This window comes from Pedobacter caeni (assembly GCF_900129215.1).
GTDB lineage: Bacteria > Bacteroidota > Bacteroidia > Sphingobacteriales > Sphingobacteriaceae > Pedobacter > Pedobacter caeni.
The window spans coordinates 252,396-274,841 of sequence record NZ_FQUQ01000008.1 but is presented as its reverse complement, the minus strand read 5'-3'; the positions used below and the strand labels follow the sequence as shown (position 1 = coordinate 274,841).

Below are 22,446 nucleotides of genomic sequence, written 5' to 3'. Positions count from 1 at the left end.
TGTGAAAATGAAAAGCCCGGTTTTAGTACCATTGAGGGGCTTTCAGCCGAATGTTAGCCCAATACTCGTAAAACTTTGCTTATTTTGCAGCTTTTAGGAGGAGTATATATGAGTTTGGTTAGGGCAAAGAAGCATTTAGGACAACATTTTTTAACCGATAAAAAGATTGCGGCAAAAATTGTAAACGGCCTGGTGCATACCGATCAGTACAGGCAAGTGCTTGAAGTTGGTCCCGGAATGGGAATTCTTTCCGATATTTTATTGGAAAGGGAAGATCTGGAAACTTTTCTGATTGATATTGATGTGGAATCTTACCATTTTCTTCAGGAAAAGTACCCTCAATTGGGAGGCCGCCTGATCAATGGCGATTTTCTGGCTTTGGACCTCTCGTCGATATTTAAAGAAAAATATGCGATCATTGGGAACTTCCCTTATAATATATCCTCACAGATTCTTTTCAAGATCCTGGAAAACCGCGGACAGGTAGTAGAGATGGTAGGGATGTTCCAGAAGGAAGTTGCAGAACGTTGTGCTTCCAAGTCAGGAACCAAAGATTATGGAATTTTAAGTGTGCTGATCCAGGCATACTATGATATAGAATACTTATTTACCGTGAAACCGGGAACCTTTAACCCGCCACCAAAGGTGAATTCAGGGGTAATCAGGCTGAGTCGTAACCAGGTAGAAATTCTTCCATGTGATGAAAAGCTTTTCTGGCGTACGGTAAAAGCAGGTTTCAATCAAAGGAGAAAAACTTTGAGAAATGCCCTTTCAGGTGTGGTTCCAAAGGATAAGATGGATGACCATGTTTTCTTTGATAAACGTGCAGAACAATTAAGTGTGGAGCAGTTCATTGAGCTGACTCAGCATTTGACCCATCTTTCACAATAACAACCATTCATTTTAAGCGTAATGAGCAAAGGGAAAATTTTAATTGTTGACGAATTGCATCCTGTTTTTAAGGAGCGTGCGATAGCTTTAGGATATGAAGTGGACGATGAGCCTCTTTTTACCAGAGCTCAGACTTTAGCTGCGATTTCTGCGTACCAGGGAATTGCAGTAAGAACCAAATTCAGAATTGATCAGGAATTGATGGAGGCTGCGCCTTCACTTAAGTTTATCGCCAGAGCCGGAGCAGGCCTGGACAATATTGATGAGGCTTATGCATTGAGCCGTAACATCGCTTTGCTGAATGCTCCTGAAGGCAATATGGATGCGGTAGGCGAACACGCTACCGGTTTGCTGCTGGCATTGATGAACAATTTCCGGAATGCCGACCAGGAAGTGCGCAATGGCATCTGGGACAGGGAAGGGAACCGGGGCTATGAGCTCAAGGGGAAAACTGTCGGCATTATTGGTTATGGTTTTATGGGAAGGAGTTTTGCGAAGAAACTTTCCGGATTTGAAGTGAACGTGATTGCCTATGATAAGTATAAAACTGGTTTTACAGATGCTTATGCAAAAGAAGTCAGTATGGAAGAGATCGTCAGACAAAGTGATGTCCTGAGCTTGCACATTCCATTAACGGGAGAAACACGTCAGATGGTGAATGAAGAGTATCTGTTTCATTTCCGTAAGCCTTTCTTTTTTATCAATACTGCAAGAGGAGAGATTGTGAATACTGAGGCAGTACTGACCGCCATCAAATCAGGGAAAATTTTAGCTGCCGGACTGGATGTTCTGGAAGTGGAGAAATTTCCTGCATTGGCAGATCAGCGCTGGTTTTCTGAACTAAAAGAGGCAGGAAAAGTCATTTTGACCCCGCATGTTGGGGGCTGGACCTTTGAATCTTACCGTAAAATATCAGAAGTTTTGGCAGAGAAGCTTTCTTCTGTCATTTAAACATACATTTTACTTAAACTACAGAAATTCAAATTAAATAATTTGTTTTTGTGGTTGTACCCGATTATCTTCGTTTTTATTGAAGCAAGACTATGTAGGTTTAAAAGCCGATGTAGTCTTGTTTGTTTTTATAGTAATACATAAAATAAATTGAGCTATGACAGAGGTTACCTATTATACCCAAGATGGTTTAGACAGACTAAAGGAAGAATTACATCATATGAAAACTACCGGAAGACAACTGATCTCTAAGGCAATTGCCGAAGCAAGAGATAAAGGTGATCTTTCTGAGAACGCGGAATATGATGCAGCAAAGGAGGCGCAGGGTTTGCACGAAGCTAAAATAGCAAAATTGGCAACAACGCTCTCTACGGCTAGATTAATTGATGAATCTAAGCTTGATACCTCCAAGGTATTGGCATTATCTATAGTAAAGATCAAAAATGTTAAAAACGGGGCTACCATGTCTTATCAATTGGTAGCGGAAAGTGAAGCCGACCTTAAAACCGGTAAGATCTCCGTAAAATCACCGATTGCCCAGGGACTATTGGGTAAATCAGTAGGTGATAAAACAGAAATTCAGGTTCCTGCGGGAAAGATTGAATTCGAGATATTAGAGATCACCCGATAATCCTTTAAAATTTTATCCAATGGCAAGCATATTTTCAAAAATAGTAGATGGTGAAATCCCTGCACATGTTGTAGCGGAAACCACCGAATTCCTGGCTTTCTTAGATGTAAATCCCCTCACCATGGGCCATGTCCTGGTGATTCCTAAAAAGGAAATTGATTATATCTTTGACATGGATGAAGAAAGCTATTTCGGACTAACCTTATTTGCTAAAATTGTAGCTACAGGCTTAAAGGAAGCTTTTCCTTGCAAAAAAGTAGGTGTAGCTGTGATTGGCCTGGAAGTACCCCATGTACATATCCACCTGATTCCTATGAATTCGGTGAGTGATATGAACTTTAGTAAAGAAAAGCTGAAACCTTCGCAGGAAGAACTGGCAGAAGCTGCGATAAAGATCAAGGCTGCGCTAAGTGAAAGCACCTCTTAAAGGGTAAAACATATTAGTTTATACCGTATAAAAAAGCGGATATTCCTAATGAATATCCGCTTTTTTATGTTTAAAGGTTTTTTAAAACGTACTGGAGAAGTCCAGGTTCTTTATTTGTTCGGGTATGTTTTTATGAAAGGTATAATTGATTTTTTCCGGATCAGAAATGATATCGCAGATCAGTTCATCAATTTGATCTTTGTCTACATTTGGCATGCAAATGATGTGTGATAAACCGCTTTCTGAGGCGAGTTGCCATTTCTGACACACCCATTTTGAAGGGGCAGGAAAAACAACGGTAATGGCATTCTGATTTCTCCAGGCCTCAATTCCCAGGCTCTTCAGTTGTTCTTCCGCATAAGCTGCGATGGACAGACTGTGCATCGCCCGTTCTTTCAATCCCTTCATGCCCAGTTTTTTTAAGGTATACCAAAGAAAAAGTGGGCTATGTCCATTTCTAGATCCGGTAATGGTGGTATCCACACTTCCGATATAGTCGATGGAACGGGCGATCCTGTCGCGATTTGTTTTTTTAACGATCACCAGGCCGCAAGGCATCGGAGAGCCAAGAAATTTATGACCGCTGATGGCAATGCTGTCTACACCATCGGCAAAGTCGAAAGCGGGGCGTGGTTCAATAAAGGCACTGTAGCTTCCTGATAAAGCACCATCTGCATGGATATAATGGTTTTTGATGGCGAGGTTTTTCAGGATGCTTTTAATTCTTTTCACATCATCTCTTGCCTCTGTCATGGTGGTGCCTATGTTGGCAAAGATCACTACCGGCAGGTGGCGGTTCATTAACAGACTGTTGTGCAGATCTTCATAATCCATCTCCCCGTTTTCCTGAGAACGGATGGCAATATTGGGCATGTTGAGCAACAGGAGGTTTTTCTGAACACTATAATGTGTGGAGTCGGAATAGTAAACCATTGCTTTCGGATACAGTTCTCTGGCGAGGTAAAGGCCATACATGTTTCCTTCTGAACCACCATTGGTTACATATCCCCACCAATTGTCCTGCTGTGCACGAAAGAGCTCTGCAAAGAAACGTACTACATCCCTTTCCATTTCCCTGGTATCCACGGCATAGGTAGATTCCGTGAAGGGATCTCCAAGGTTATTTATGGGATATTGCAGAAAAGGGAGAAGTGGCGTATAGTCGAAATCTTTAGATACAGGATAGCCAAGGAACAAACGGGTTTTCGATTGCACCTTTTCATATAGCTCCGAGAGTCTTTTATTATCTTCAGTTGAAAGATTAAATTCCATGGTTATTCAGATTGTTTAGACTTCAAATTTATAGATATCGATTTAATTGATCTTTAAATTGGATTATAATAGAAAATAAACACTTAATTTGTTGTGTATTTAGATTTATTGATCTAAAATGAGTTCAATTGTACCAAAATTCAGAAAAACTAAACTAGATGGAACACTTTGATAAGATGGATCAGCGCATTTTAAATGCCTTACAGCAGAATGCCCGGTTGAATACGAAGGAGATTGCACACAAGGTCGGTTTAACCATTACGCCAACTTATGAACGCCTGAAAAAGATTGAAAAATCGGGAGTGATTAAGAATTATGTGACTTTGCTGGACAGGGAAAAGATTGGCAAAACGCTGGCTGCATTTTGTAATGTCACGTTACAGGTGCATTCCCTTCCTTTATTAAAGAAGTTTGAAGCGGCAATGAGCAAACTTGATGAAGTAATGGAATGTTATCACGTAGCGGGAACCTACGATTACTTGTTAAAAGTAGTGGTCAATGACATGAACAGGTACCAGGATTTTTTAACGAATAAGCTGGCCGCTATTGAAAATATTGCCAATGTGAACAGCTTATTTGTGATGACAGAGATCAAGCACAGTACGGCCTATGTGATCGATAAATAAAAGATTATTTTAATTTCTCGTTATTTTTATGGCGGTCGGCATCTCTGATGCTTTTCTTAATCAGGTTTTTTTCCATGGCTTCTGTCAGGTCAATGCCTGTTTGGTTGGCCAGACAGATGAGCACGAACAGGACGTCAGCCATTTCATCCGCAAGATCTACTGCCTCATCACTTTTTTTGAAGGATTGCTCTCCGTATTTTCTGGACATGATTCTGGCCACTTCACCTACTTCTTCCATTAAGATTGCCGTATTGGTGAGCTCATTGAAATAGCGGATTCCTGTATTTTTGATCCATTGGTCTACGGTTTCCTGTGCTTCTGCTATGGTCATATTATTCTTTGTTTTTGGTATCTATCATGATGGTTACAGGACCATCGTTTAATAAGCTGATTTTCATGTCTGCCCCAAATATTCCGGTTTGTATCTCTTTTTGCAGAAGAGCAGATAACTTTCTGATCATTTCTTCATAAAGAGGGATGGCTTTGTCTGGTCGGGCAGCCCTGGTAAAGCCTGGTCTGTTGCCCTTTTTGGTAGCTGCGAATAAGGTAAACTGACTGATCAAAAGAATATTTCCATCAATATCGCTCAGTGATTTATTCATCAGGTCGTTTTCATCCGCAAAAATCCTCATGTTGACGATCTTTTGGCTAAGCCATTCCAGGTCTTCGGTGGTATCGGCATCTTCAATGCCTAATAATACGAGGAAACCAGAATTGATACTGCCGGTTGTCACTCCTTCGACTACACAGCTTGCTTCGGTAACTCTTTGGATAATTGCTCTCATGGAAAATTAAGCGCGGGTTTCGTTTCCGTTATAAATGCTCAGGTAGCTTTCGTACCTGCTGATTTCAATTTCTCCGTTTTCTACAGCTTTAATTACTGCACATCCGGGTTCGTTGACATGTCTGCAATTGTTGAATTTGCACTGGTTAAGCAGGGCCCTCATCTCTCTGAAATAATGTCCCAGCTCCTCGGGTCTGATGTCAAAGATGCCCAGTTCTCTGATACCCGGTGTATCGATCAGGTATCCTCCGAAAGGCAAAGTATGCATTTCTGCAAAAGTAGTGGTATGTTGTCCTTTGTCACTAGCTTCAGATATTTCGCCGGTTTTGATGCTTCTGCCAGGAAGCAGTACATTGATCAGGCTTGATTTTCCTACTCCGGAGTGCCCGGAGAATAGGGTGGTTTTATCTTTCAATAAACCTTCTATCTGAGGAATATTGGTTCCTTCCAATGCCGAAACGGTATAGCATGGATAACCAATGTTCTCATAAATACTTTTATAATCGTCCAGAATGGCTAAGCCATCTTCGTTGAACAGGTCTAGTTTGTTAAAGATCAGTACTGCCGGAATGCTGTATGCTTCGGCCGTAGCGAGAAACCTGTCGATGAAGCCTAAAGAGGTACGGGGTGAAGCAAGGGTAACGACTAAGAAAGCCTGATCCATATTGGCGGCAATGATCTGTGCCTGCTTAGACAGGTTTATAGACTTACGGATGATGTAGTTCTTCCGGTCATGTAATTTATTAATGACACCATTGTCTGAATTGGGTTCCAGTTCAAAGTCTACCTGGTCGCCAACAGCAATTGGGTTGGTGGTTTGAATGCCCTGAATCCGGAACTTCCCTTTAATGCGGCAGTCGTAGTCGATGCCGTTTTCTGCATGTACCTGATACCAGCTTCCTGTTGATTTTATGACTAATCCTTGCATATGATGGGGTAAAGGTAAGAAATTGTTTCAGGCTAATTATTTTTTGCGGAGATTGATCATCTTTATCGGTTGTTGGAATAGTTATTAAATAATAAAAGTATGAGTTACATTAATGTGATAGTCGATGCGGAAAGATTCCTGGGCTTTGTCAAAAGACTGGCGCTGAAGCATCATGTGTATTGTTATTTTGAATACAGATCTCTACTGGACAGGACGAAGAAGAGTTATGTAAAGGTTGACTTCAACTCAGAGAATTATGGTGAATTGTTAAATGAGGAGTATGAACATTTCTTTTTCAGTTCAAAGGAAGTGGATATTACCGGGGCTTTGAGTTTTTATGGTGGCAGCCTCTTTGAATATTCAATTGAAGGAGGGGGAGGTCGAAAATCAGCACATGAAATTGAGCTTCTCCAGCTAAGGATACTGGCTAAAAAACCGGATAAGGCTATCAAATCTTTTTTCAATGCGATTAATAACGGTTTGAAGAAAGATGAGAATTTCTCACAGGGTATTGGCCCATCCAGCTATTATAAAAAGTTTTTTTATCTGGAGGAGCTGGCTGATGGTCGTTTTGAAATCTGGAACAATCTGAGAAATAAAAATGTTCCAATGACCATTATCCGGCAGTGATTTTATTCAGGGTGTAATGTTTGTCGTTTTTATTGATTATTGGAATGGTTGTTGCGCTAAGAAATTATATTTGTCTTGTAGTAAATGTTGGTTTTTTATATGATATATGGTTAATGATGATAAGAATTCAGACTGGTTCTGGGATATAATTTTAAGGGCGGGTCAAAGCAGACCGAAATTGAAAGCCATCCTGTCTGCTTTTAGCAAAGAAGAACTCCTGAAATTTCAGGAGGAATTTGTGGAGGCTTCAGTGGAGTTACAGGATGATCCTTATTTAGAATTTATGGAAGAATCCGAAGATGGGGTAGAGGACATTGCCAACTGGGTAGTTAGTAAGGGTAAAAGTTATTACGACCACATTTTGCAGCACCCAAATGAAGTTCCAAATTCAGTAAATGATTATACTGACGAGATCTTGCATGGAGTGGCAGATGAGGTCTGTTATGAAGTTTTTGGGGAATCAACGGGAATTTATTAGTTGCTGCGTCGTATTTCTCGGTCTGCAATCCGATCATCAAAATAAATGAATCATAAGCCAGGTATGAATATAGAAGAGGCTTTAGAAAAGGTGCTGGATGAACTGTCAGATGACAGCAGCCCAAAACCCGTTGTTTCTTTTGAAAAAGGGATTCCAACATTGAAGGCTGGGTATTTCAGGCCATTGAGCCCAATGCTTAAATCACGATTTGAAAAATTAGGTGGCTGGGAGGAATCTACTCACGGTGATTGGCTGGATCCGGCTGAAATGGAATGTTTTTGGGAAAGTCAAATTGTTGATGAACGATTGAATGAAATTGTTCAGCAGGTGAAGGCTGCTGCTGATCATTGGCAAAATGATGCAGGTTCTTTATTCAGTTTGCACCGGATCTCCGTTTTTGCAGCAAGCAGGTACACTTATGAAAGGATATATCTTGTATGGTTTGATGAGACAGAGGAACCTGAACTATGGGTGTATGATGTGAATGGAGAAGCCAGGTATAAAGATTTGTTAAGCTATCTGGAATCTTATATAAAGGATGATCTCTCTGCATTTCTGAATAAATGGAAGCTCGGAGAAATGGAATAAATAAGGTTATTGATAGAAAAATTGCGCATAAAAAATAAGAATACTAATATAATCTTCAGATTAAAAATCCCCTGAACCAATGCTCAAGTCAAAAGACATCAACGATGCAATACATAATAATGATACTGATCAAATCGCATCAGTTTTGGCCGAAAGACCAGCTTTATTAACAACTGAATATTTTGGTGTTCTTGAAACACCACTACATTATTGTGCGAGGTATGGCTGTCTTAACGTCTTTAAATTTCTTGTAGAAAAAGGATTAGATATAAATGTTACCATAAAGGGGTATGAAACGCCTTTAAATACCGCCGCCGGAGGTAATCATATGGAGATTGCAGTCTGGTTATTGGAGCAGGGTGCATATGTAGATGGCGTGGAATCAAATTTGTTGTCTCCTCTCATGTGTGCAGTAATATCCGGACATTTCGAAATGGTACAACTACTGGTTAAACACGGTGCGAATGTCAACAGAATGCACATCAGGAATGGCAGAGTGCCTCTGGATTATGCCATTTCAAGAAAAGATACGAGAATTGCCGACTATCTTAAATTGCAGGGTGCTAAGAGTTCTTACATTTTACCGGAATGGGCCGAAAATGAAATCCCCGGAAGTGGCATCCTGGGTCGTATAACATTAAAATTAGGGAAAATATTACCAGTAGATATTACTGTTGACAGTGGGAATAAACCTGTTGTGCAGAAATTAATTCATAGTCAAAAATACTGCCTCTTGTTTACTTTTGGCCTGTTTGATTTTCATCAACCAATGATGGAACTGCTCATCGTATTGCCTCAATATTGGAATTTTTACGTCCAAACCGCAAAAAACCAATTTCCAATACAATTGTTAACAGGAATTATACAACTGCTTAAAACAGGAACGAATCTTTCAGAAGGTGATTATATCTTATCAGATGATGAGCATTTTAAGGCACTAAGCTGGCCGGAGACCATTGCGGCATTCCGTATAGTTCGTATAAAATGGTCCGAATTGAATGATATGGATCAAAATTTGACAAATAAGGAAGAAGAAGGCGTTTTATATACATTGAGGCCTGTTAAAAGGACAAAAGCCGGATTCAGCAGAGAGGACATTGAAAAATCCAGGTCTGCAGGTTGGAGAAAGCTGACACTTCAGATCTGATTTTTATATTTAATCAGTTATGCACATGATGTTGGGAACTTGTTAAGTAAATTTTTCTGTAATGCTCCAGTTATGAAATTGAATTTAAGTGAAATCAACTGGTTTGAAAATATTGGAAAGCCAGTACAGGAAGGTGAATTTGATATTCCAACACGGACTGTACTAAATATTGATGAATGTTTAAAATGCGATAGTGTTCTGAAGTGGGAAAATTTCATCTTGTACGCAAGGAATCGCTTATCCTGGTATGTTCAGTCTTTTCATAAAGAAGAATCAAGAAAATGGAATGAGATTTCCGTAAAGGCACGTTTGGACGACTGTGCAGATCTTGAACCAATGGTAAAGAAGATTTCCAAAACCTTCTGCCAATCGTGACGGAGCGCTTCGGGCAGTCTCCATTGATTTTTATTAAAATTGGGTAGCACTATGGATAATTTTATAAATAAAGAAAAATGAGCCGGTCATTATTTGCAAAGAAAGATATTGAAGAATTATTGCACTTGTTAAAAAGGCGGAAAGCCAGAGTTGAACATGTGGATGAAGTGCCGGTATCTGATGTTCATTATCTAATGTATATTTCAGCATATGAAGGTGTTGAGGTAACTCCTGATATTGAATTGTTTGGATATGAAAAGGCTTTAAAGGAGAATCGTTATATAGAAGAGAATTATCCTGATTTATCTCTTTCTCTTTGGATGATTGGCAGTTCAGGTCAGGGAGATGGCTGGTTTCTTGATCGGAACTCAGGATTCATTTTGTTTTATGACCATGATCAGGGAGAATACAATGAGAAGTCAGGTTTTTTGAGTTTTCAGATCGGCTTTTTGGAGTTTATTCAAGCTGCTTTCCTGTTTCAGGAGTTTGAATCGTTACTTGAGGAAGATCATTCCGTTGAAGAATCAGAGAAATTGTTAAAAATAGGATTAGATGCCATTAATCCTATTATTTTTGATTTATATCCATATAAATATTAATCCCTATTGTTATGAAAAAGATCGAAATAATACCATTGGAAGGAATTGATTTTGAAGAAGGAATAAGTATCAGATTTGGACAAACGATTCCCGAAATAAAAGCAGTGCTTGGTGACCCGACTGCTGAAGAGCCTCATCAACTTTATTATGATCATTTAGAGTTCAGGCTGGATTTTGATAAAAACGGAGAACTGGAGTTTGTTGAAATTCAGGGGCCGTTTTCCAGGCATCTTGCTCCTCAGATATACCATGTTAATCCTTTTGCCATTGAAGCGGATGACTTAGTGAAGTTGCTGACTGAAAAAAATGACGGAAGAATAGATGATTCAGAAAAACCTTATTGTTATTGCTTTTTAGAGAACTCTGTTGGCGTGTGGAGGGAATTTGTTGAAGATGATATCCGGGCCACTATTGATGAATTAAAAGATAATGGGGAATATGAAGAGTCAAAAGACTGGATCGAGCAGGATTTGGAAAAAGCAAAGTTCTTCTGGACAGTCGGAATAGGGAATAAAAATTATTATCACACTATATTATAAAAAGAGATCATATGAAACTATCAGATTACCCTTCAAACAAAACCGTTTTCAGCACAATTTATGTGACCAGGAAAAACGCGCCTCTTACTTATGTTTCTATCGATGAAGATGGAGATATTCAGGCCCTCAGTGATGACGAAGCTGAAATGGAAGAAGCAGTAATCATTACTGTAGAACAGCTATTATCAATTGATCCCTCTTTGAAGACAATTGATGATATCCATAATGGTGCTTCCTATGATAAAGACCCGGAATCCGATATTTGGGTTAAATCATAAAACAAGTTGGTATTGTTCTGTTTTGGGCCAGAGCTGGGAATGAGCCGCTTATCTGTTGCAGATCTGAAAGAATTGCCTGATATGCCTCAAACGCAAACTTTTGAAAAATCAGATAAATATTTTGCTAATCATTTGCTAATTAGAAAAATATAACTTTACTTTACGTCTGAGCACAGTAAGTGTAAAAAATACAATGTATAATAATTCAACCATTATTTCCATTATTACCACCACCGGGATATCTCGGAGGGAGGCTAGCTAATGGGTAAAAAATAAAAACTAAAAACCACAAAAAGCGCCTTCCTCTAATCGGGGAAGGCGCTTTTTTTTTAACCGTAAATTATGAATATTTTAAAATTTGGAGGTACATCAGTCGGTTCTTTACAAAGCATAACTGCCTTGTTAAGTATCCTTAAGGATCAGCAAGGAGCTGAAAATCCTATTGTCGTCTTATCTGCCATGAGCGGGGTAACCAATGCCCTGGTCGAGATGGCAGAAAACGCGGGTCATGGTAGTGATTATAGTGAGGAGTTAAAAATAATTGAGAAAAAACATTTTGATGTGATCCGGGCTTTATTGCCGGCGAATGCACAGAACCCGGTATTGACCAAACTTAAAATCTATTTTAATGAACTGGAAGAGATCTTACAGTCAGTCTATAACCTGCGGGAGCTGAGTTTGCAAACGAAAGATCTGATTTTAAGTTATGGAGAACGTTGTTCAACTGTAATGATCAGTCATATTGCCAAACAGAGCTTCTCAAATGCGCTATATGTTGACGGATCAGAGCTCATTAAAACAGATCATAATTTCGGGCAGGCAAAAGTAAATACTTACCTGACAGAAACCCTGATCAGGGACTTTCAGGAAAGCAATTCAGATAAGTTATTGTTCGTTACCGGCTTTATTGCCAGTAATGATGATGGCCGGATTACTACCCTTGGGCGTGGTGGAAGTGATTACACTGCTGCAATCTGGGGATCCGCACTAAATGCCGGAGAAATTCAGATCTGGACAGATGTAGACGGAATGCTGACTGCTGATCCAAGAATGGTTAAAAAAGCGTTTTCGCTGCCAGAGCTTAGTTATACAGAAGCGATGGAGCTTTCTTATTTTGGTGCAAAGGTGATCTATCCTCCAACAATGATCCCTGCATTCTTAAAAAGAATCCCTATAGTGATTAAAAATACATTCAATGTAGATTTTCCAGGAACTTATATCAAACATGGCACCAGTGCTTCGAAATTACCTATAAAAGGGATTTCTTCTATTGATGAGATCAGTGTGCTGAACCTTACCGGAAGTGGAATGGTTGGGAAAGCTGGTTTTAGCGGAAGGCTGTTCTCCCTGTTATCACGTGAGCAGATCAACATTATCCTGATCACACAGTCTTCTTCTGAGCACAGCATTACTTTTGCCGTTAAACCTGCAGATGCCCTGAAAGCATTAGCACTCATAAATAAAGAATTTGAACTGGAGCTTCAGGCTCGTAAACTGGAATACCCGGAAGTTGAAAATGGATTGGCTGCCCTGGCTATTGTTGGGGAGAATATGAAAAAAACACCTGGAATGTCTGGGAAATTATTCAATGCTCTGGGTAGGAATGGTGTAAATGTGAGAGCAATCGCGCAGGGTTCTTCAGAGTACAATATCTCGGTGATCATCTCCAAACCTGATCTTTCAAAAGCAGTAAATGCGGTTCATGACGCCTTTTACGCCAATCTGAAAAGAACTTTACACGTATTTTGTCTTGGGACCGGCAATATTGGAAAAACCTTATTCGCACAGCTAGAAGCTCAGATGGACTTTTTGGCTACCAACAATGACCTTCAGGTAAAAGTGATGGGTGTAAGTAATACCCGTAAGATGTACCAGAATGTGGAAGGAATTGCGTTAAGCAATTGGGAGAAAGACCTGGAGACAAAAGGTGAACCTGCGGATTTAGCGGTATTCATTAAGCAAATGAAAGCCATGAACTTACCGAACTGTGTGTTCGTAGACAATACTGCGAGTCATAATCCGATTCAGTTTTATCAGGATATCCTGCAATCAAGCATCTCTGTGGTGACCTGCAACAAGATCGGTAACTCTGCAGATTACGAACAATATGTGGCCTTTAAACAGGCAGCAAGGAAATATGGGGTTGATTTTTACTATGAAACAAATGTAGGTGCTGGTTTACCGATCATCCGGACTTTAAAGGATCTGATGATGAGTGGCGACCGGATTGACCGGATTGAAGCCATCTTATCGGGTACAATCTCCTACATTTTCAATAATTATAAAGGAGATAAATTATTCCATGAAGTGGTGAAAGAGGCACAGGACAAAGGGTATACCGAGCCTGATCCGAGAGACGATCTGAATGGAAAAGACTTTATGAGAAAAATGCTCATTCTTGCCCGTGATGCAGGTTATCCATTGGAAGAAAGTGATATTGAGATCGAAAGCATGCTTCCTCCTGCTTGTCTGGCAGCGGCTACAGTGGCAGATTTCTATCAGGAACTTGAAAACAATACCAGCTATTTTGAAAAACTGAAGCAGGAGGCTGCATCAGGTCATAAAGTATTGAGGTATATCGGTAAGCTGGAGGCAGGAAAAGTAGTGATTACACTGCAGATGGTAGATGATAGCCATCCCTTCTACATGCTATCCGGAAGCGATAATATCATTTCCTTCACCACAGATCGGTATAAGGACCGCCCCCTGGTGGTTAAAGGACCGGGTGCTGGTGCTGAAGTAACTGCTGCAGGTGTTTTTGCTGATATTATTAATGTAGGTAAACGATGAAAGAGTCTATAAAAGTTTTTGCCCCTGCAACTGTGGCCAATGTGGTTTGCGGATATGATGTTCTTGGATTTGCTGTAAATGAACCTGGGGATGAAGTGATCATGAAACTAACGGAATCTCCGGGAATCAAGATCACAAAAATCACTGGTGATGACGGCCGTTTGCCACTGGATCCAAAGAAGAATACAGTGAGTGCCAGTGTGCAGCATTACCTGAACCATATCGGCAAGCCAGATACCGGAATAGAAATTGAGTTGCATAAAAAAATGCCAATAGGTAGTGGGCTGGGTTCCAGTTCTGCCAGTACAGTTGCCGGTTTATTTGCGGTAAATACCCTTTTTGATCAATTACTGACAAATAAAGAGCTGGTTCCTTTTGCAATGAAAGGAGAGGAGTTGGCCTGCGGTTACGGACATGCTGATAACGTAGCGCCCGCACTTTTAGGTGGTTTTGTATTGATCCGGAGTTATCAGCCCCTGGACATCATCAGCTTGCCCCATCCGGATGACTTGTATGCCGCGATCGTATATCCTGAGGTTGATGTGCCTACAAAAGATGCACGACAAATGATCCGCTCCAAAGTGCTGTTGAAAGATGCCGTTACCCAATGGGGAAATGTGGCCGGTTTGGTAAGTGGTTTATTTCTGAAAGATCATGACCTGATTGGCAGGAGTATGACCGATATTCTGGTGGAGCCTACCCGCTCTATTCTGATTCCTGATTTTTATAAATTAAGAAGCTTGTCGATGAAAACAGGAGCTATAGGCTTCGGTATTTCAGGTTCTGGTCCTTCTGTTTTTGCGTTAACAAAAGATGAAGCCACAGCCAGGGCAATCACTCAGAAACTGCAGCAGCATTTAAAAGGAATTGGTATCAATAGCCTGTCTTTTGTGTCGGAAGTAAATAAAAAAGGTCCTGTTATTTTAGATTAACCCCATTATGAAATTATATAGTACGAATAACCACGATTTAAATGTAGACTTTCCTACTGCTGTCTTTAACAGCATGCCTTTGGATAAAGGTTTGTATATGCCGCTAAATATTCCGGTACTTGATCAGGAATTTATTCAGCAGATAGATCAATATACCCTACCTCAGATTGCTTTCAAGGTTGCCTCGGCCTTATTGGACAATGCCATTCCGGCATCAGATCTGCAAAAAATCGTTGATGAAGCATTTAATTTCGATGCACCTGTGGTACCACTTGAAGCAAATACTTATGTCCTGGAGTTGTTCCATGGTCCTTCGCTGGCTTTTAAGGATTTTGGCGCAAGATTCATGAGCAGGGTCATGGCTTATTTCTTAAAAGATGGAGAACAGTTACTGGATGTTCTGGTTGCTACTTCCGGTGATACCGGAGGAGCGGTGGCACTGGGCTTTCTTGGGGTACCCAATACCAGGGTCACGATTCTTTATCCGAAAGGAAAAGTAAGTGAAATCCAGGAATTACAACTCTGTACAAATGGAAATAATATCCATGCAATAGAGGTGGATGGGACTTTTGACGATTGTCAGCACCTGGTGAAACAAGCCTTTGCAGATGAAGAACTGAATAAAAAACTCCGCCTGACTTCCGCGAATTCTATCAATATTTCCAGGCTGATCCCTCAGACCTTATACTATTTCAATGCCTATGCGCAACTTCGCAGAGCAGGAAAAAAGGAAGTTATATTTTCTGTGCCCAGCGGTAATTTCGGCAATATTGCTGCGGGACTATTGGCTTATAAAATGGGCCTCCCTGTGAAACAGTTTATTGCCGCTACCAATGTGAACGATACCGTTCCCCGTTATTTAAAAACAGGGGTATATGAAACCAGACCTTCTGTCCAGACTTATGCAAATGCAATGGATGTAGGTGCCCCGAGTAATTGGGTGAGGATCATGGATCTTTTCGATCAGGATAAAGCGGCTTTACAACAGGTTTTGAAAAGTTATAGCTATACTGACGAGCAAACCATGAAAGGAATTCATGCCATTTATGATCAGTTCGAATATATTGCCTGCCCGCATACCGCAATTGCATGGCTGGCACTTGAGGATTATAAAAAAGAAAACCCGCAGGAAAATGCTACGGGTGTATTTTTATCTACGGCTCATGCCTGTAAGTTTCCTGATGTTTTTTCTGAGGAGATCAGCAGCAAAATCCAGATTCCTGCTCAGGTTAGGGAATTAAGTGCCAAATCAAAGTATGCAGAGCAGATGGATATTGAGTATGCTTCCTTTAAAAATTACCTCACTACTTTTTACTAAAGCGCATGATGGCAATATCACCCATCATAAAATTAAGGGTGCTGTCAGTTACATAATAAGTACTCGCTTTCTTTAACATGTCTAAAAAAGTGGCCTCTCCTTCACCAGGGCAGGCCATTTTTGTCATGGCTAGTGGCTGAGTCAGATTGATGGTGGTGTCATCTGCGATTAAAGCGCCTGAAAAGGAATTACAACTGGTATTTCCGCTTAATTTCTTTCCTGTGACATCAAAGGTAATGGTTGGTCTTGTTGCCGGATATAAACCATTAAAAGCTATTCTTGGGCCAGAGATGTAGCTCAGTTCCCAGGTTCCTCCCAACTCAGACAATCCTCCATTTCCTATTGTTCCCGGTTTTAGGGTGGTGCACGCAGCAAAAGTGCTGGTCATTACAATTGCCAGTAACATGATTCTTTTCATAGCCTTATTGTATTAATGATACCCGAAAGGTACAAAGAGTATTCGAAAATACACCTATCGGGTATCAGGAAAAGGCTAGAATACTGCTTGTACGATCTTCTTTGTAGGTTCTGGATTGCCCATCGTGTAGAAGTGAAGAACGGGCGCACCCATCTCTTTTAACTCCTGACATTGGTGGATCATCCATTCTATTCCAACTTCTTTTACGTCTTTCTCTGACTTGCATGACTGGATTGCTTCGCTCAATTCCATCGGAATATCCAGATGGAAAATTTTAGGCAGACTAACGAGTTGTTTGCTGCTGGTAATGGGCTTAAGTCCCGGGATAATAGGGACGTTAATGCCATTTGCACGGCATTTATCAACCAGGGCCTTGTATTTCTTATTGTCGAAAAACATTTGTGTAACGATGAAATCTGCACCGGTATCAACTTTATGTTTCAGGTATTTAAAATCAGTATCCAGGTTTGGCGATTCGTAGTGTTTTTCCGGATAACCCGCTACACCGATGCAGAAATCAGTTTTTGCGGCATCCTCCATATAATCATGCAGGTAACGGCCATTGTTCATGTCTACTACATGCTGTAACAATTCTGAAGCATAAGCATGCCCATCGGGAGTTGGAATAAAAGAATTGTCGCTTTTACGGGCATCCCCACGCAACACCAATACATTGTCGATTCCTAAGAATTGAAGATCGATCAGTGCATTCTCCGTTTCATCCTTTGTAAAACCTCCGCAGATTAGGTGAGGTACGGCATCCACATTGTATTTATTCATAATGGCTGCACAGGTTGCTACTGTACTTGGACGTTTGCGATAGGCAATCTTTTCCAATAAGCCATTTGGATGTTGTTTGTAGATATAATCTTCTCTTAAATAAGTTACATCAATAAAAGGAGGGTTAAACTCCATTAAAGGGTCTATTGCATCAAAAATCCCCTTAATGCTTTGTCCTTTTATGGGAGGCAATAGTTCAAATGAGAAAAGGGGTGTCCCTTTTGCATTGCTGATATGGTCTACGATCTTCATTAATATTTCTTGTAAGGTTGGTTGTCTGTAATTAGTAAGCCAGGTTAGGACTCAGCCATCTTTCTACTTCTTCAATTGGCATGTCTTTTCTGATGGCGTATTCTTCGATCTGATCTTTTGTGATTTTACCCAGGCCAAAATACCTGGACTGCGGGTGGGCGAAATAAAATCCGCTTACTGCAGCCGTAGGATACATGGCATAGCTTTCGGTTAAACGAAGGCCAATTTTATTTTCTGCATCCAGTAATTCAAAAAGAGTTCCTTTTTCAGTATGCTCCGGACAGGCAGGGTATCCTGGTGCCGGGCGTATTCCTGCATACTCTTCCTTGATCAGTTCTTCATTGCTTAAATGCTCATCTTTGGCATAACCCCAATAATCTTTACGTACCAGTTCGTGCATTCTTTCTGCAAAAGCCTCCGCAAGCCTGTCGGCCAGCGCTTTGGCCATAATGCTATTATAATCATCATAGTTCGCTTCAAATTCTGCTACGAGTTCATCACAGCCTATTCCTGTAGTCACTGCAAAACCTCCAAAATAGTCGGCAACACCGGATTCCTTTGGAGCGACAAAGTCGGATAATGCATAATAAGGCTCTCCTGCTACTTTTTCTGCTTGCTGACGAAGTGTATGGATGGTGACTTGCTGCCCTTCTACATCAAGGATAATGTCATCTCCAACGGTGTTTGCAGGCCAGAAGCCGATGACTCCTTTGGCAGTTAACAGTTTCTCATCGATGATGCGTTTTAACAGTGCCTGAGCATCATCAAATAATTTTTTGGCTTCATCTCCAACCAATTTATCGTTAAATATTTTAGGATAGCTGCCACGAAGCTCCCAGGTATGGAAGAAAGGTGTCCAGTCGATATAAGGAACCAGTTCTGCCAGTGGGTAATCTTCAAATACTTTTGTTCCTGTAAACACCGGTGCCGGAGCAACCAGGTCAAGATCTATTTTAAACTGATCTTTTCTGGCTTCTTCCAATGTTTTAAAACGCTTATCGGAACGTTTATTTAAGTGTGCTTCCCTTGCTTTATCGTATTCCTTTCTGATGCCATCAATGTAAGCGCCCCTGGTTTCTTCATTCATCAAGGTACTGCATACCGTTACACTTCTGGAAGCATCCAGTACGTGGATGGCTGGTCCTGAGTAATTTGGTGCGACCTTTACAGCAGCATGAATCCTGGAAGTCGTTGCCCCACCGATGATCAGGGGAATGGTAAATCCTTCACGTTCCATTTCTTTGGCAAAGTGTACCATTTCATCCAGCGAAGGGGTAATCAGACCACTTAATCCGATAATATCTGCATTAATTTCTTTGGCTTTCTGAATAATGGTTTGTGCCGGAACCATCACTCCAAGATCTACGATCTCGAAGTTGTTACAGGCCAGTACCACGCCAACAATATTTTTCCCGATATCATGAACATCACCTTTTACGGTAGCCATTAAGACCCTTCCCGCAGATGAACTTGCTTTTCCATCAGGATTATCAAGTTTTTCCTGCTCAATGAAAGGAAGGAGATAGGCCACGGCTTTTTTCATTACCCTGGCAGATTTTACCACCTGTGGAAGAAACATTTTTCCGGCACCGAAGAGGTCTCCAACGATGTTCATTCCATCCATCAAGGGGCCTTCAATCACATGTATTGGTTTGGGATATTTCTGTCTGGCTTCTTCTACATCGGCATCCAGGTATTCAATAATTCCCTTAACCAGGGAATGTGAAAGCCTGCTTTCTACACTTTCTTTCCTCCATTCTTCATCTCTGACAATCTCTTTACCCTTAGATTTGATGGTGTCTGCAAACTCCACCAATCTTTCTGTGGCATCTTCCCGGCGGTTGAGTAATACGTCTTCTACACGCTCCAGAAGCTCCGGTGGAATTTCCTGATAAACTTCCAGCATTCCGGCGTTTACAATCCCCATGTCCAGACCAGCTTTAATGGCATGGTAAAGGAAGGCCGAGTGCATGGCTTCCCTTACGGTATTGTTTCCCCTGAAAGAGAAGGAAATATTGGAAACCCCTCCACTTACTTTGGCATAAGGCAGGTTTTCTTTGATCCATCTTGTGGCGTTGATGAAATCTACCGCATAATTGTTGTGTTCCTCCAGACCCGTTGCTACGGTCAGGATGTTTGGATCAAATATGATGTCTTGAGCAGGAAAACCTACTTCATTTACTAATATATCATAAGAACGTTTACAGATTTCTTTTCTTCTTTCGAAGTTGTCTGCCTGTCCTTGTTCATCAAATGCCATCACCACCACAGCTGCGCCATAGTTCATGATTTTTAAGGCACTTTCTTTAAATTTTTCTTCTCCTTCTTTCAACGAGATGGAGTTGACGATCCCTTTTCCCTGTAAACATTTCAATCCGGCCTCAATTACTGTCCACTTGGACGAATCGACCATGATGGGAAGTTTAGAGATATCGGGCTCAGAGGCGATCAGGTTGAGGAATTTTACCATTGCGGCTTCCCCATCGAGCATCCCTTCATCCATATTTACGTCGATCACCTGGGCACCACCTTCTACCTGCTGACGGGCAACAGTAAGTGCGGCTTCGTAATCACCACCTAAAATCAGTTTTGAGAATTTAGGAGATCCGGTGATGTTTGTTCTTTCACCAATGTTAACGAAGATGCTTTCGGGGGTGATGGTTACGGGTTCCAGACCGCTCAGGCGTAAGTATGGGGCTACTTCAGTGATTTTTCTTGGGTTAATGTTTTTTGCTTTGGCAGCGATGCAGGCAATATGCTCCGGCGTAGTGCCACAACAACCACCCACAATATTGACAAACCCATGCTGGATGAAATCTTCTACCAAATGGGCAGTTTCATGTGGCATCTCATCATAAGCACCAAATTCGTTAGGTAAACCTGCATTTGGATAGGCCGAAACATAACAAGTGGCTTTCGCTGAAAGTTCTTCAATGTGCGGCCTCATGTCTTTAGCACCTAAAGCACAGTTAAAACCAATGCTGATCGGGTTGGCATGGATCACCGAATTTAAAAACGCTTCTACGGTTTGTCCAGACAGGGTTCTTCCGGAAGCATCAGTGATGGTTCCGGAGATCATGATGTCTATCGTTCTGCCGATTTCTTTTTCGTATTTTTTAATAGAATATATGGCAGCTTTGGCATTCAGGGTATCAAAGATCGTTTCGATTAACAAAAGATCTGAGCCTCCGTCTACCAGTCCGCGGACCTGCTGATCATAAGCGTCAACGAGTTCATCAAAGGTAAGGGCCCGGTATCCCGGATCATTTACATCCGGTGAGATGGAAAGGGTTCTGTTGGTTGGGCCTACAGCTCCCGCCACGAAAGACCTTCTATCCGGGTTTGAGGCCAGGAATTCGTCTACAGCTTCGCGGGCAAGTTTTGCGCCGGCAAAACTCATTTCATAATCCAGCTCTTCCATCTGGTAATCTGCCAGTGAAATGCGCTGTGTGCTGAAGGTATTGGTTTCAATGATATCTGCGCCAGCCTTAAGGTATTCGGTGTGTATGGCTTTAATGATGTCAGGGCGTGTGAGGTTCAGCAAATCATTATTGCCTTTCACATCACATGGATGATCTTTAAATCTTTCTCCTCTGAAATCTTCTTCTGTTAGAATATAGCGCTGGATCATGGTTCCCATGGCACCATCAATAATCAATATGCGTTTCTCTAACTCTTCTCTAATGTTCATTTGTCTTCTCCGGTAATGCGTAAGGAAAAGGCTTCCGGATATGTACTTCATATCGGTTACGATTTTATACGCAGTCAAAAGCTTATTGAAAAGTCCGGTGTAGGGTCGACTTTAACTTATCTTTCGGGAGCCAATGGTCCGGTTCCAGTAGAATGTAGCACCTTGTAAGCACAGGTTGCTAAGACTTCGCAGGGTCTAATCCCTCCGTCTTTCTCTATAAGCTCTGCAAAAGTGCAACAAAGAAAAATGATTTCCAAAAAAACAGTACGGAAAGCATATAAAATTGCAAAGGCCATGCAAATCTGCATGGCCTTCGGAATAATATTCTGGAAAATCTTGATTATCTTCTGCTTCCGAAGATTCTTAATAAGAACAGGAAGATGTTGATAAAGTCAAGATAAAGCGACAATGCACCCATGATGGCTAATTTTTTAGCGTCAGTAGCAACCATTTGATCGCCATTTTCTTCGATACCTGCACCAATGCGTTTTAGTTTTTGAACATCATACGCGGTAAGCGCAGTAAAGATGGCTACACCAAAGAAGCTCATCACATAGCTGAAAGTTGGACTTCCAAGGAACAGGTTAATGATACTGGCAATGAACAGACCTGCAACACCTACCATTAAGATTGGCCCGAATTTACTTAAGTCTACATCAGTCGTGTAACCAAGAACAGCCATGATTCCAAATATACCTGCCGCTGCGGCAAAACATGCAACGATAGATCCTGCGGTATAAATTAGGAGGATAAAGCTTAAACTCACCCCTAAAAGGATGGAGAATAAGACGAAAACGCCTAATAATGCACCATAAGAAAGGCGGCTAAAACCGGCTCCCATTAACAATACCAGTCCCAGAGGGGCAAACATGGCAATATATCCTAATACTGTTCTTTGTCCTGTTTCAAAGTTCACCAACTGGCCTAAAGCTGCAGGCGAAGTTGAGATAACCAAAGCTGCTACTGTTGATAGACTCAACGCTACAAACATCCATAAGAATACATTTGCAAAGAACTTCTTGGCAACCATTCCGGTTTGCTGCTCCACGAAAACAGATTTGTGAGCCCACTCGTAATTATTGTTGTTATCCATTTTATTTAAATTTTAGTTTAAAGTTACT

24 protein-coding genes and 1 riboswitch are annotated in these 22,446 nt (G+C 41.0%); of the genes, 16 read left to right on the top strand and 8 right to left on the bottom strand.

The genetic code is table 11. The features are described from left to right. Window positions 1–108 precede the first annotated feature (108 nt). From rsmA to BUC20_RS31715, 4 genes are all read left to right on the top strand, one after another. Window positions 109–891, top strand: a complete 783-nt coding sequence (gene rsmA / locus BUC20_RS31730) for a 16S rRNA (adenine(1518)-N(6)/adenine(1519)-N(6))-dimethyltransferase RsmA (RefSeq protein ID WP_073238267.1) — start codon at window positions 109–111, stop codon at window positions 889–891. 21 nt (window positions 892–912) lie between these two features. Further along, window positions 913–1,842, top strand: coding sequence for a 2-hydroxyacid dehydrogenase (locus tag BUC20_RS31725; RefSeq protein WP_073238264.1), 930 nt, complete (start codon window positions 913–915; stop codon window positions 1,840–1,842). 157 nt (window positions 1,843–1,999) lie between these two features. Beyond that, window positions 2,000–2,473, top strand: a complete 474-nt coding sequence (gene greA / locus BUC20_RS31720; RefSeq protein ID WP_073238261.1) for a transcription elongation factor GreA — start codon at window positions 2,000–2,002, stop codon at window positions 2,471–2,473. Window positions 2,474–2,492: 19 nt separating this feature from the next. Next, entirely contained in the window at window positions 2,493–2,900 is a 408-nt protein-coding gene (locus tag BUC20_RS31715) for an HIT family protein (protein ID WP_073238258.1), read from the top strand. Between the two features lie 81 nt (window positions 2,901–2,981). Here the strand turns inward: BUC20_RS31715 and BUC20_RS31710 are convergent, their stop codons facing one another. Further along, the gene (locus tag BUC20_RS31710; protein ID WP_073238255.1) at window positions 2,982–4,172 is read right to left on the bottom strand and encodes a histidine decarboxylase; all 1,191 of its coding nucleotides are present in this window, start codon (window positions 4,170–4,172) and stop codon (window positions 2,982–2,984) included. 158 nt (window positions 4,173–4,330) lie between these two features. Here BUC20_RS31710 and BUC20_RS31705 point away from each other — a divergent pair, with 158 nt between their 5' ends. Further along, window positions 4,331–4,798, top strand: a complete 468-nt coding sequence (locus BUC20_RS31705; RefSeq protein ID WP_073238253.1) for an Lrp/AsnC family transcriptional regulator — start codon at window positions 4,331–4,333, stop codon at window positions 4,796–4,798. A 4-nt stretch (window positions 4,799–4,802) separates the two neighbouring features. On the opposite strand, the gene BUC20_RS31700 is transcribed toward BUC20_RS31705, so the two are convergent. From BUC20_RS31700 to rsgA, 3 genes are read right to left on the bottom strand one after another with little or no spacing between them, the layout of a single operon-like run. After that, window positions 4,803–5,129, bottom strand: a complete 327-nt coding sequence (locus BUC20_RS31700; RefSeq protein ID WP_073238250.1) for a nucleotide pyrophosphohydrolase — start codon at window positions 5,127–5,129, stop codon at window positions 4,803–4,805. A 1-nt stretch (window position 5,130) separates the two neighbouring features. Next, entirely contained in the window at window positions 5,131–5,583 is a 453-nt protein-coding gene (gene dtd, locus BUC20_RS31695) for a D-aminoacyl-tRNA deacylase (RefSeq protein ID WP_073238247.1), read from the bottom strand. A gap of 6 nt (window positions 5,584–5,589) precedes the next feature. Then, window positions 5,590–6,510, bottom strand: coding sequence for a ribosome small subunit-dependent GTPase A (gene rsgA / locus BUC20_RS31690; protein ID WP_073238244.1), 921 nt, complete (start codon window positions 6,508–6,510; stop codon window positions 5,590–5,592). Window positions 6,511–6,609: 99 nt separating this feature from the next. Between rsgA and BUC20_RS31685 the strand changes: the two genes are divergently transcribed. The 11 genes from BUC20_RS31685 (at window position 6,610) to thrC (ending at window position 16,184) form a co-directional block, all read left to right on the top strand. Beyond that, window positions 6,610–7,140 (top strand): hypothetical protein, encoded by a 531-nt coding sequence (locus tag BUC20_RS31685; RefSeq protein ID WP_073238241.1) that lies wholly within the window; start codon window positions 6,610–6,612, stop codon window positions 7,138–7,140. Window positions 7,141–7,246: 106 nt separating this feature from the next. Further along, the gene (locus tag BUC20_RS31680; RefSeq protein WP_073238238.1) at window positions 7,247–7,618 is read left to right on the top strand and encodes a DUF4240 domain-containing protein; all 372 of its coding nucleotides are present in this window, start codon (window positions 7,247–7,249) and stop codon (window positions 7,616–7,618) included. Between the two features lie 45 nt (window positions 7,619–7,663). Further along, on the top strand, window positions 7,664–8,206 hold the full coding sequence (locus tag BUC20_RS31675; protein ID WP_143166983.1) for a hypothetical protein: 543 nt from the start codon (window positions 7,664–7,666) through the stop codon (window positions 8,204–8,206). Between the two features lie 79 nt (window positions 8,207–8,285). After that, complete coding sequence (locus tag BUC20_RS31670; protein WP_073238235.1) at window positions 8,286–9,353, top strand: ankyrin repeat domain-containing protein; 1,068 nt, start codon at window positions 8,286–8,288, stop codon at window positions 9,351–9,353. Window positions 9,354–9,425: 72 nt separating this feature from the next. Then, window positions 9,426–9,728, top strand: coding sequence for a hypothetical protein (locus tag BUC20_RS31665; RefSeq protein WP_073238232.1), 303 nt, complete (start codon window positions 9,426–9,428; stop codon window positions 9,726–9,728). A 77-nt stretch (window positions 9,729–9,805) separates the two neighbouring features. Next, a complete protein-coding gene (locus tag BUC20_RS31660) occupies window positions 9,806–10,327 on the top strand; it encodes a hypothetical protein (protein ID WP_073238229.1) in 522 nt (173 codons plus the stop codon). 11 nt (window positions 10,328–10,338) lie between these two features. Further along, complete coding sequence (locus BUC20_RS31655; RefSeq protein ID WP_073238226.1) at window positions 10,339–10,866, top strand: hypothetical protein; 528 nt, start codon at window positions 10,339–10,341, stop codon at window positions 10,864–10,866. A gap of 11 nt (window positions 10,867–10,877) precedes the next feature. Continuing rightward, window positions 10,878–11,144 carry a hypothetical protein gene (locus tag BUC20_RS31650; protein ID WP_073238224.1) on the top strand — a complete coding sequence of 89 codons (267 nt, stop codon included), beginning with the start codon at window positions 10,878–10,880 and terminating at the stop codon, window positions 11,142–11,144. 342 nt (window positions 11,145–11,486) lie between these two features. After that, window positions 11,487–13,934, top strand: coding sequence for a bifunctional aspartate kinase/homoserine dehydrogenase I (gene thrA, locus BUC20_RS31645; RefSeq protein WP_073238221.1), 2,448 nt, complete (start codon window positions 11,487–11,489; stop codon window positions 13,932–13,934). Continuing rightward, window positions 13,931–14,866 carry a homoserine kinase gene (locus BUC20_RS31640; protein WP_073238218.1) on the top strand — a complete coding sequence of 312 codons (936 nt, stop codon included), beginning with the start codon at window positions 13,931–13,933 and terminating at the stop codon, window positions 14,864–14,866. Before thrA ends, BUC20_RS31640 begins: the two co-directional genes overlap by 4 nt. Before the next feature lie 7 nt (window positions 14,867–14,873). Next, complete coding sequence (gene thrC / locus BUC20_RS31635) at window positions 14,874–16,184, top strand: threonine synthase (protein WP_073238215.1); 1,311 nt, start codon at window positions 14,874–14,876, stop codon at window positions 16,182–16,184. On the opposite strand, the gene BUC20_RS31630 is transcribed toward thrC, so the two are convergent. The 4 genes from BUC20_RS31630 to BUC20_RS31615 all read right to left on the bottom strand — a co-directional run bounded on the left by BUC20_RS31630 (window position 16,171) and on the right by BUC20_RS31615 (window position 22,418). After that, entirely contained in the window at window positions 16,171–16,602 is a 432-nt protein-coding gene (locus BUC20_RS31630) for an META domain-containing protein (RefSeq protein ID WP_073238212.1), read from the bottom strand. The two genes, thrC and BUC20_RS31630, sit on opposite strands and share 14 nt — an antisense overlap. 75 nt (window positions 16,603–16,677) lie before the next feature. Further along, window positions 16,678–17,634 carry a methylenetetrahydrofolate reductase [NAD(P)H] gene (metF, locus tag BUC20_RS31625; protein WP_073238209.1) on the bottom strand — a complete coding sequence of 319 codons (957 nt, stop codon included), beginning with the start codon at window positions 17,632–17,634 and terminating at the stop codon, window positions 16,678–16,680. A gap of 31 nt (window positions 17,635–17,665) precedes the next feature. Then, window positions 17,666–21,325, bottom strand: coding sequence for a methionine synthase (gene metH / locus BUC20_RS31620; RefSeq protein WP_073238448.1), 3,660 nt, complete (start codon window positions 21,323–21,325; stop codon window positions 17,666–17,668). Between the two features lie 113 nt (window positions 21,326–21,438). Then, window positions 21,439–21,548, bottom strand: a riboswitch (SAM riboswitch). A 117-nt stretch (window positions 21,549–21,665) separates the two neighbouring features. Then, window positions 21,666–22,418, bottom strand: a complete 753-nt coding sequence (locus tag BUC20_RS31615) for a Bax inhibitor-1/YccA family protein (RefSeq protein WP_073238206.1) — start codon at window positions 22,416–22,418, stop codon at window positions 21,666–21,668. Window positions 22,419–22,446 lie beyond the last annotated feature (28 nt).

Coding starts and splice junctions, on each gene's coding strand:
- BUC20_RS31665 (WP_073238232.1), top strand. CDS start 9,426: ATGAAATTGAATTTAAGTGAAATCAACTGGTTTGAAAATATTGGAAAG.
- BUC20_RS31715 (WP_073238258.1), top strand. CDS start 2,493: ATGGCAAGCATATTTTCAAAAATAGTAGATGGTGAAATCCCTGCACAT.
- BUC20_RS31660 (WP_073238229.1), top strand. CDS start 9,806: ATGAGCCGGTCATTATTTGCAAAGAAAGATATTGAAGAATTATTGCAC.
- BUC20_RS31670 (WP_073238235.1), top strand. CDS start 8,286: ATGCTCAAGTCAAAAGACATCAACGATGCAATACATAATAATGATACT.
- BUC20_RS31680 (WP_073238238.1), top strand. CDS start 7,247: ATGGTTAATGATGATAAGAATTCAGACTGGTTCTGGGATATAATTTTA.
- BUC20_RS31705 (WP_073238253.1), top strand. CDS start 4,331: ATGGAACACTTTGATAAGATGGATCAGCGCATTTTAAATGCCTTACAG.
- metF (WP_073238209.1), bottom strand. CDS start 17,634: ATGAAGATCGTAGACCATATCAGCAATGCAAAAGGGACACCCCTTTTC.
- BUC20_RS31650 (WP_073238224.1), top strand. CDS start 10,878: ATGAAACTATCAGATTACCCTTCAAACAAAACCGTTTTCAGCACAATT.
- BUC20_RS31700 (WP_073238250.1), bottom strand. CDS start 5,129: ATGACCATAGCAGAAGCACAGGAAACCGTAGACCAATGGATCAAAAAT.
- BUC20_RS31615 (WP_073238206.1), bottom strand. CDS start 22,418: ATGGATAACAACAATAATTACGAGTGGGCTCACAAATCTGTTTTCGTG.
- rsmA (WP_073238267.1), top strand. CDS start 109: ATGAGTTTGGTTAGGGCAAAGAAGCATTTAGGACAACATTTTTTAACC.
- greA (WP_073238261.1), top strand. CDS start 2,000: ATGACAGAGGTTACCTATTATACCCAAGATGGTTTAGACAGACTAAAG.
- BUC20_RS31710 (WP_073238255.1), bottom strand. CDS start 4,172: ATGGAATTTAATCTTTCAACTGAAGATAATAAAAGACTCTCGGAGCTA.
- BUC20_RS31685 (WP_073238241.1), top strand. CDS start 6,610: ATGAGTTACATTAATGTGATAGTCGATGCGGAAAGATTCCTGGGCTTT.
- thrA (WP_073238221.1), top strand. CDS start 11,487: ATGAATATTTTAAAATTTGGAGGTACATCAGTCGGTTCTTTACAAAGC.
- BUC20_RS31630 (WP_073238212.1), bottom strand. CDS start 16,602: ATGAAAAGAATCATGTTACTGGCAATTGTAATGACCAGCACTTTTGCT.
- rsgA (WP_073238244.1), bottom strand. CDS start 6,510: ATGCAAGGATTAGTCATAAAATCAACAGGAAGCTGGTATCAGGTACAT.
- dtd (WP_073238247.1), bottom strand. CDS start 5,583: ATGAGAGCAATTATCCAAAGAGTTACCGAAGCAAGCTGTGTAGTCGAA.
- BUC20_RS31675 (WP_143166983.1), top strand. CDS start 7,664: ATGAATCATAAGCCAGGTATGAATATAGAAGAGGCTTTAGAAAAGGTG.
- BUC20_RS31640 (WP_073238218.1), top strand. CDS start 13,931: ATGAAAGAGTCTATAAAAGTTTTTGCCCCTGCAACTGTGGCCAATGTG.
- metH (WP_073238448.1), bottom strand. CDS start 21,325: ATGAACATTAGAGAAGAGTTAGAGAAACGCATATTGATTATTGATGGT.
- BUC20_RS31655 (WP_073238226.1), top strand. CDS start 10,339: ATGAAAAAGATCGAAATAATACCATTGGAAGGAATTGATTTTGAAGAA.
- BUC20_RS31725 (WP_073238264.1), top strand. CDS start 913: ATGAGCAAAGGGAAAATTTTAATTGTTGACGAATTGCATCCTGTTTTT.
- thrC (WP_073238215.1), top strand. CDS start 14,874: ATGAAATTATATAGTACGAATAACCACGATTTAAATGTAGACTTTCCT.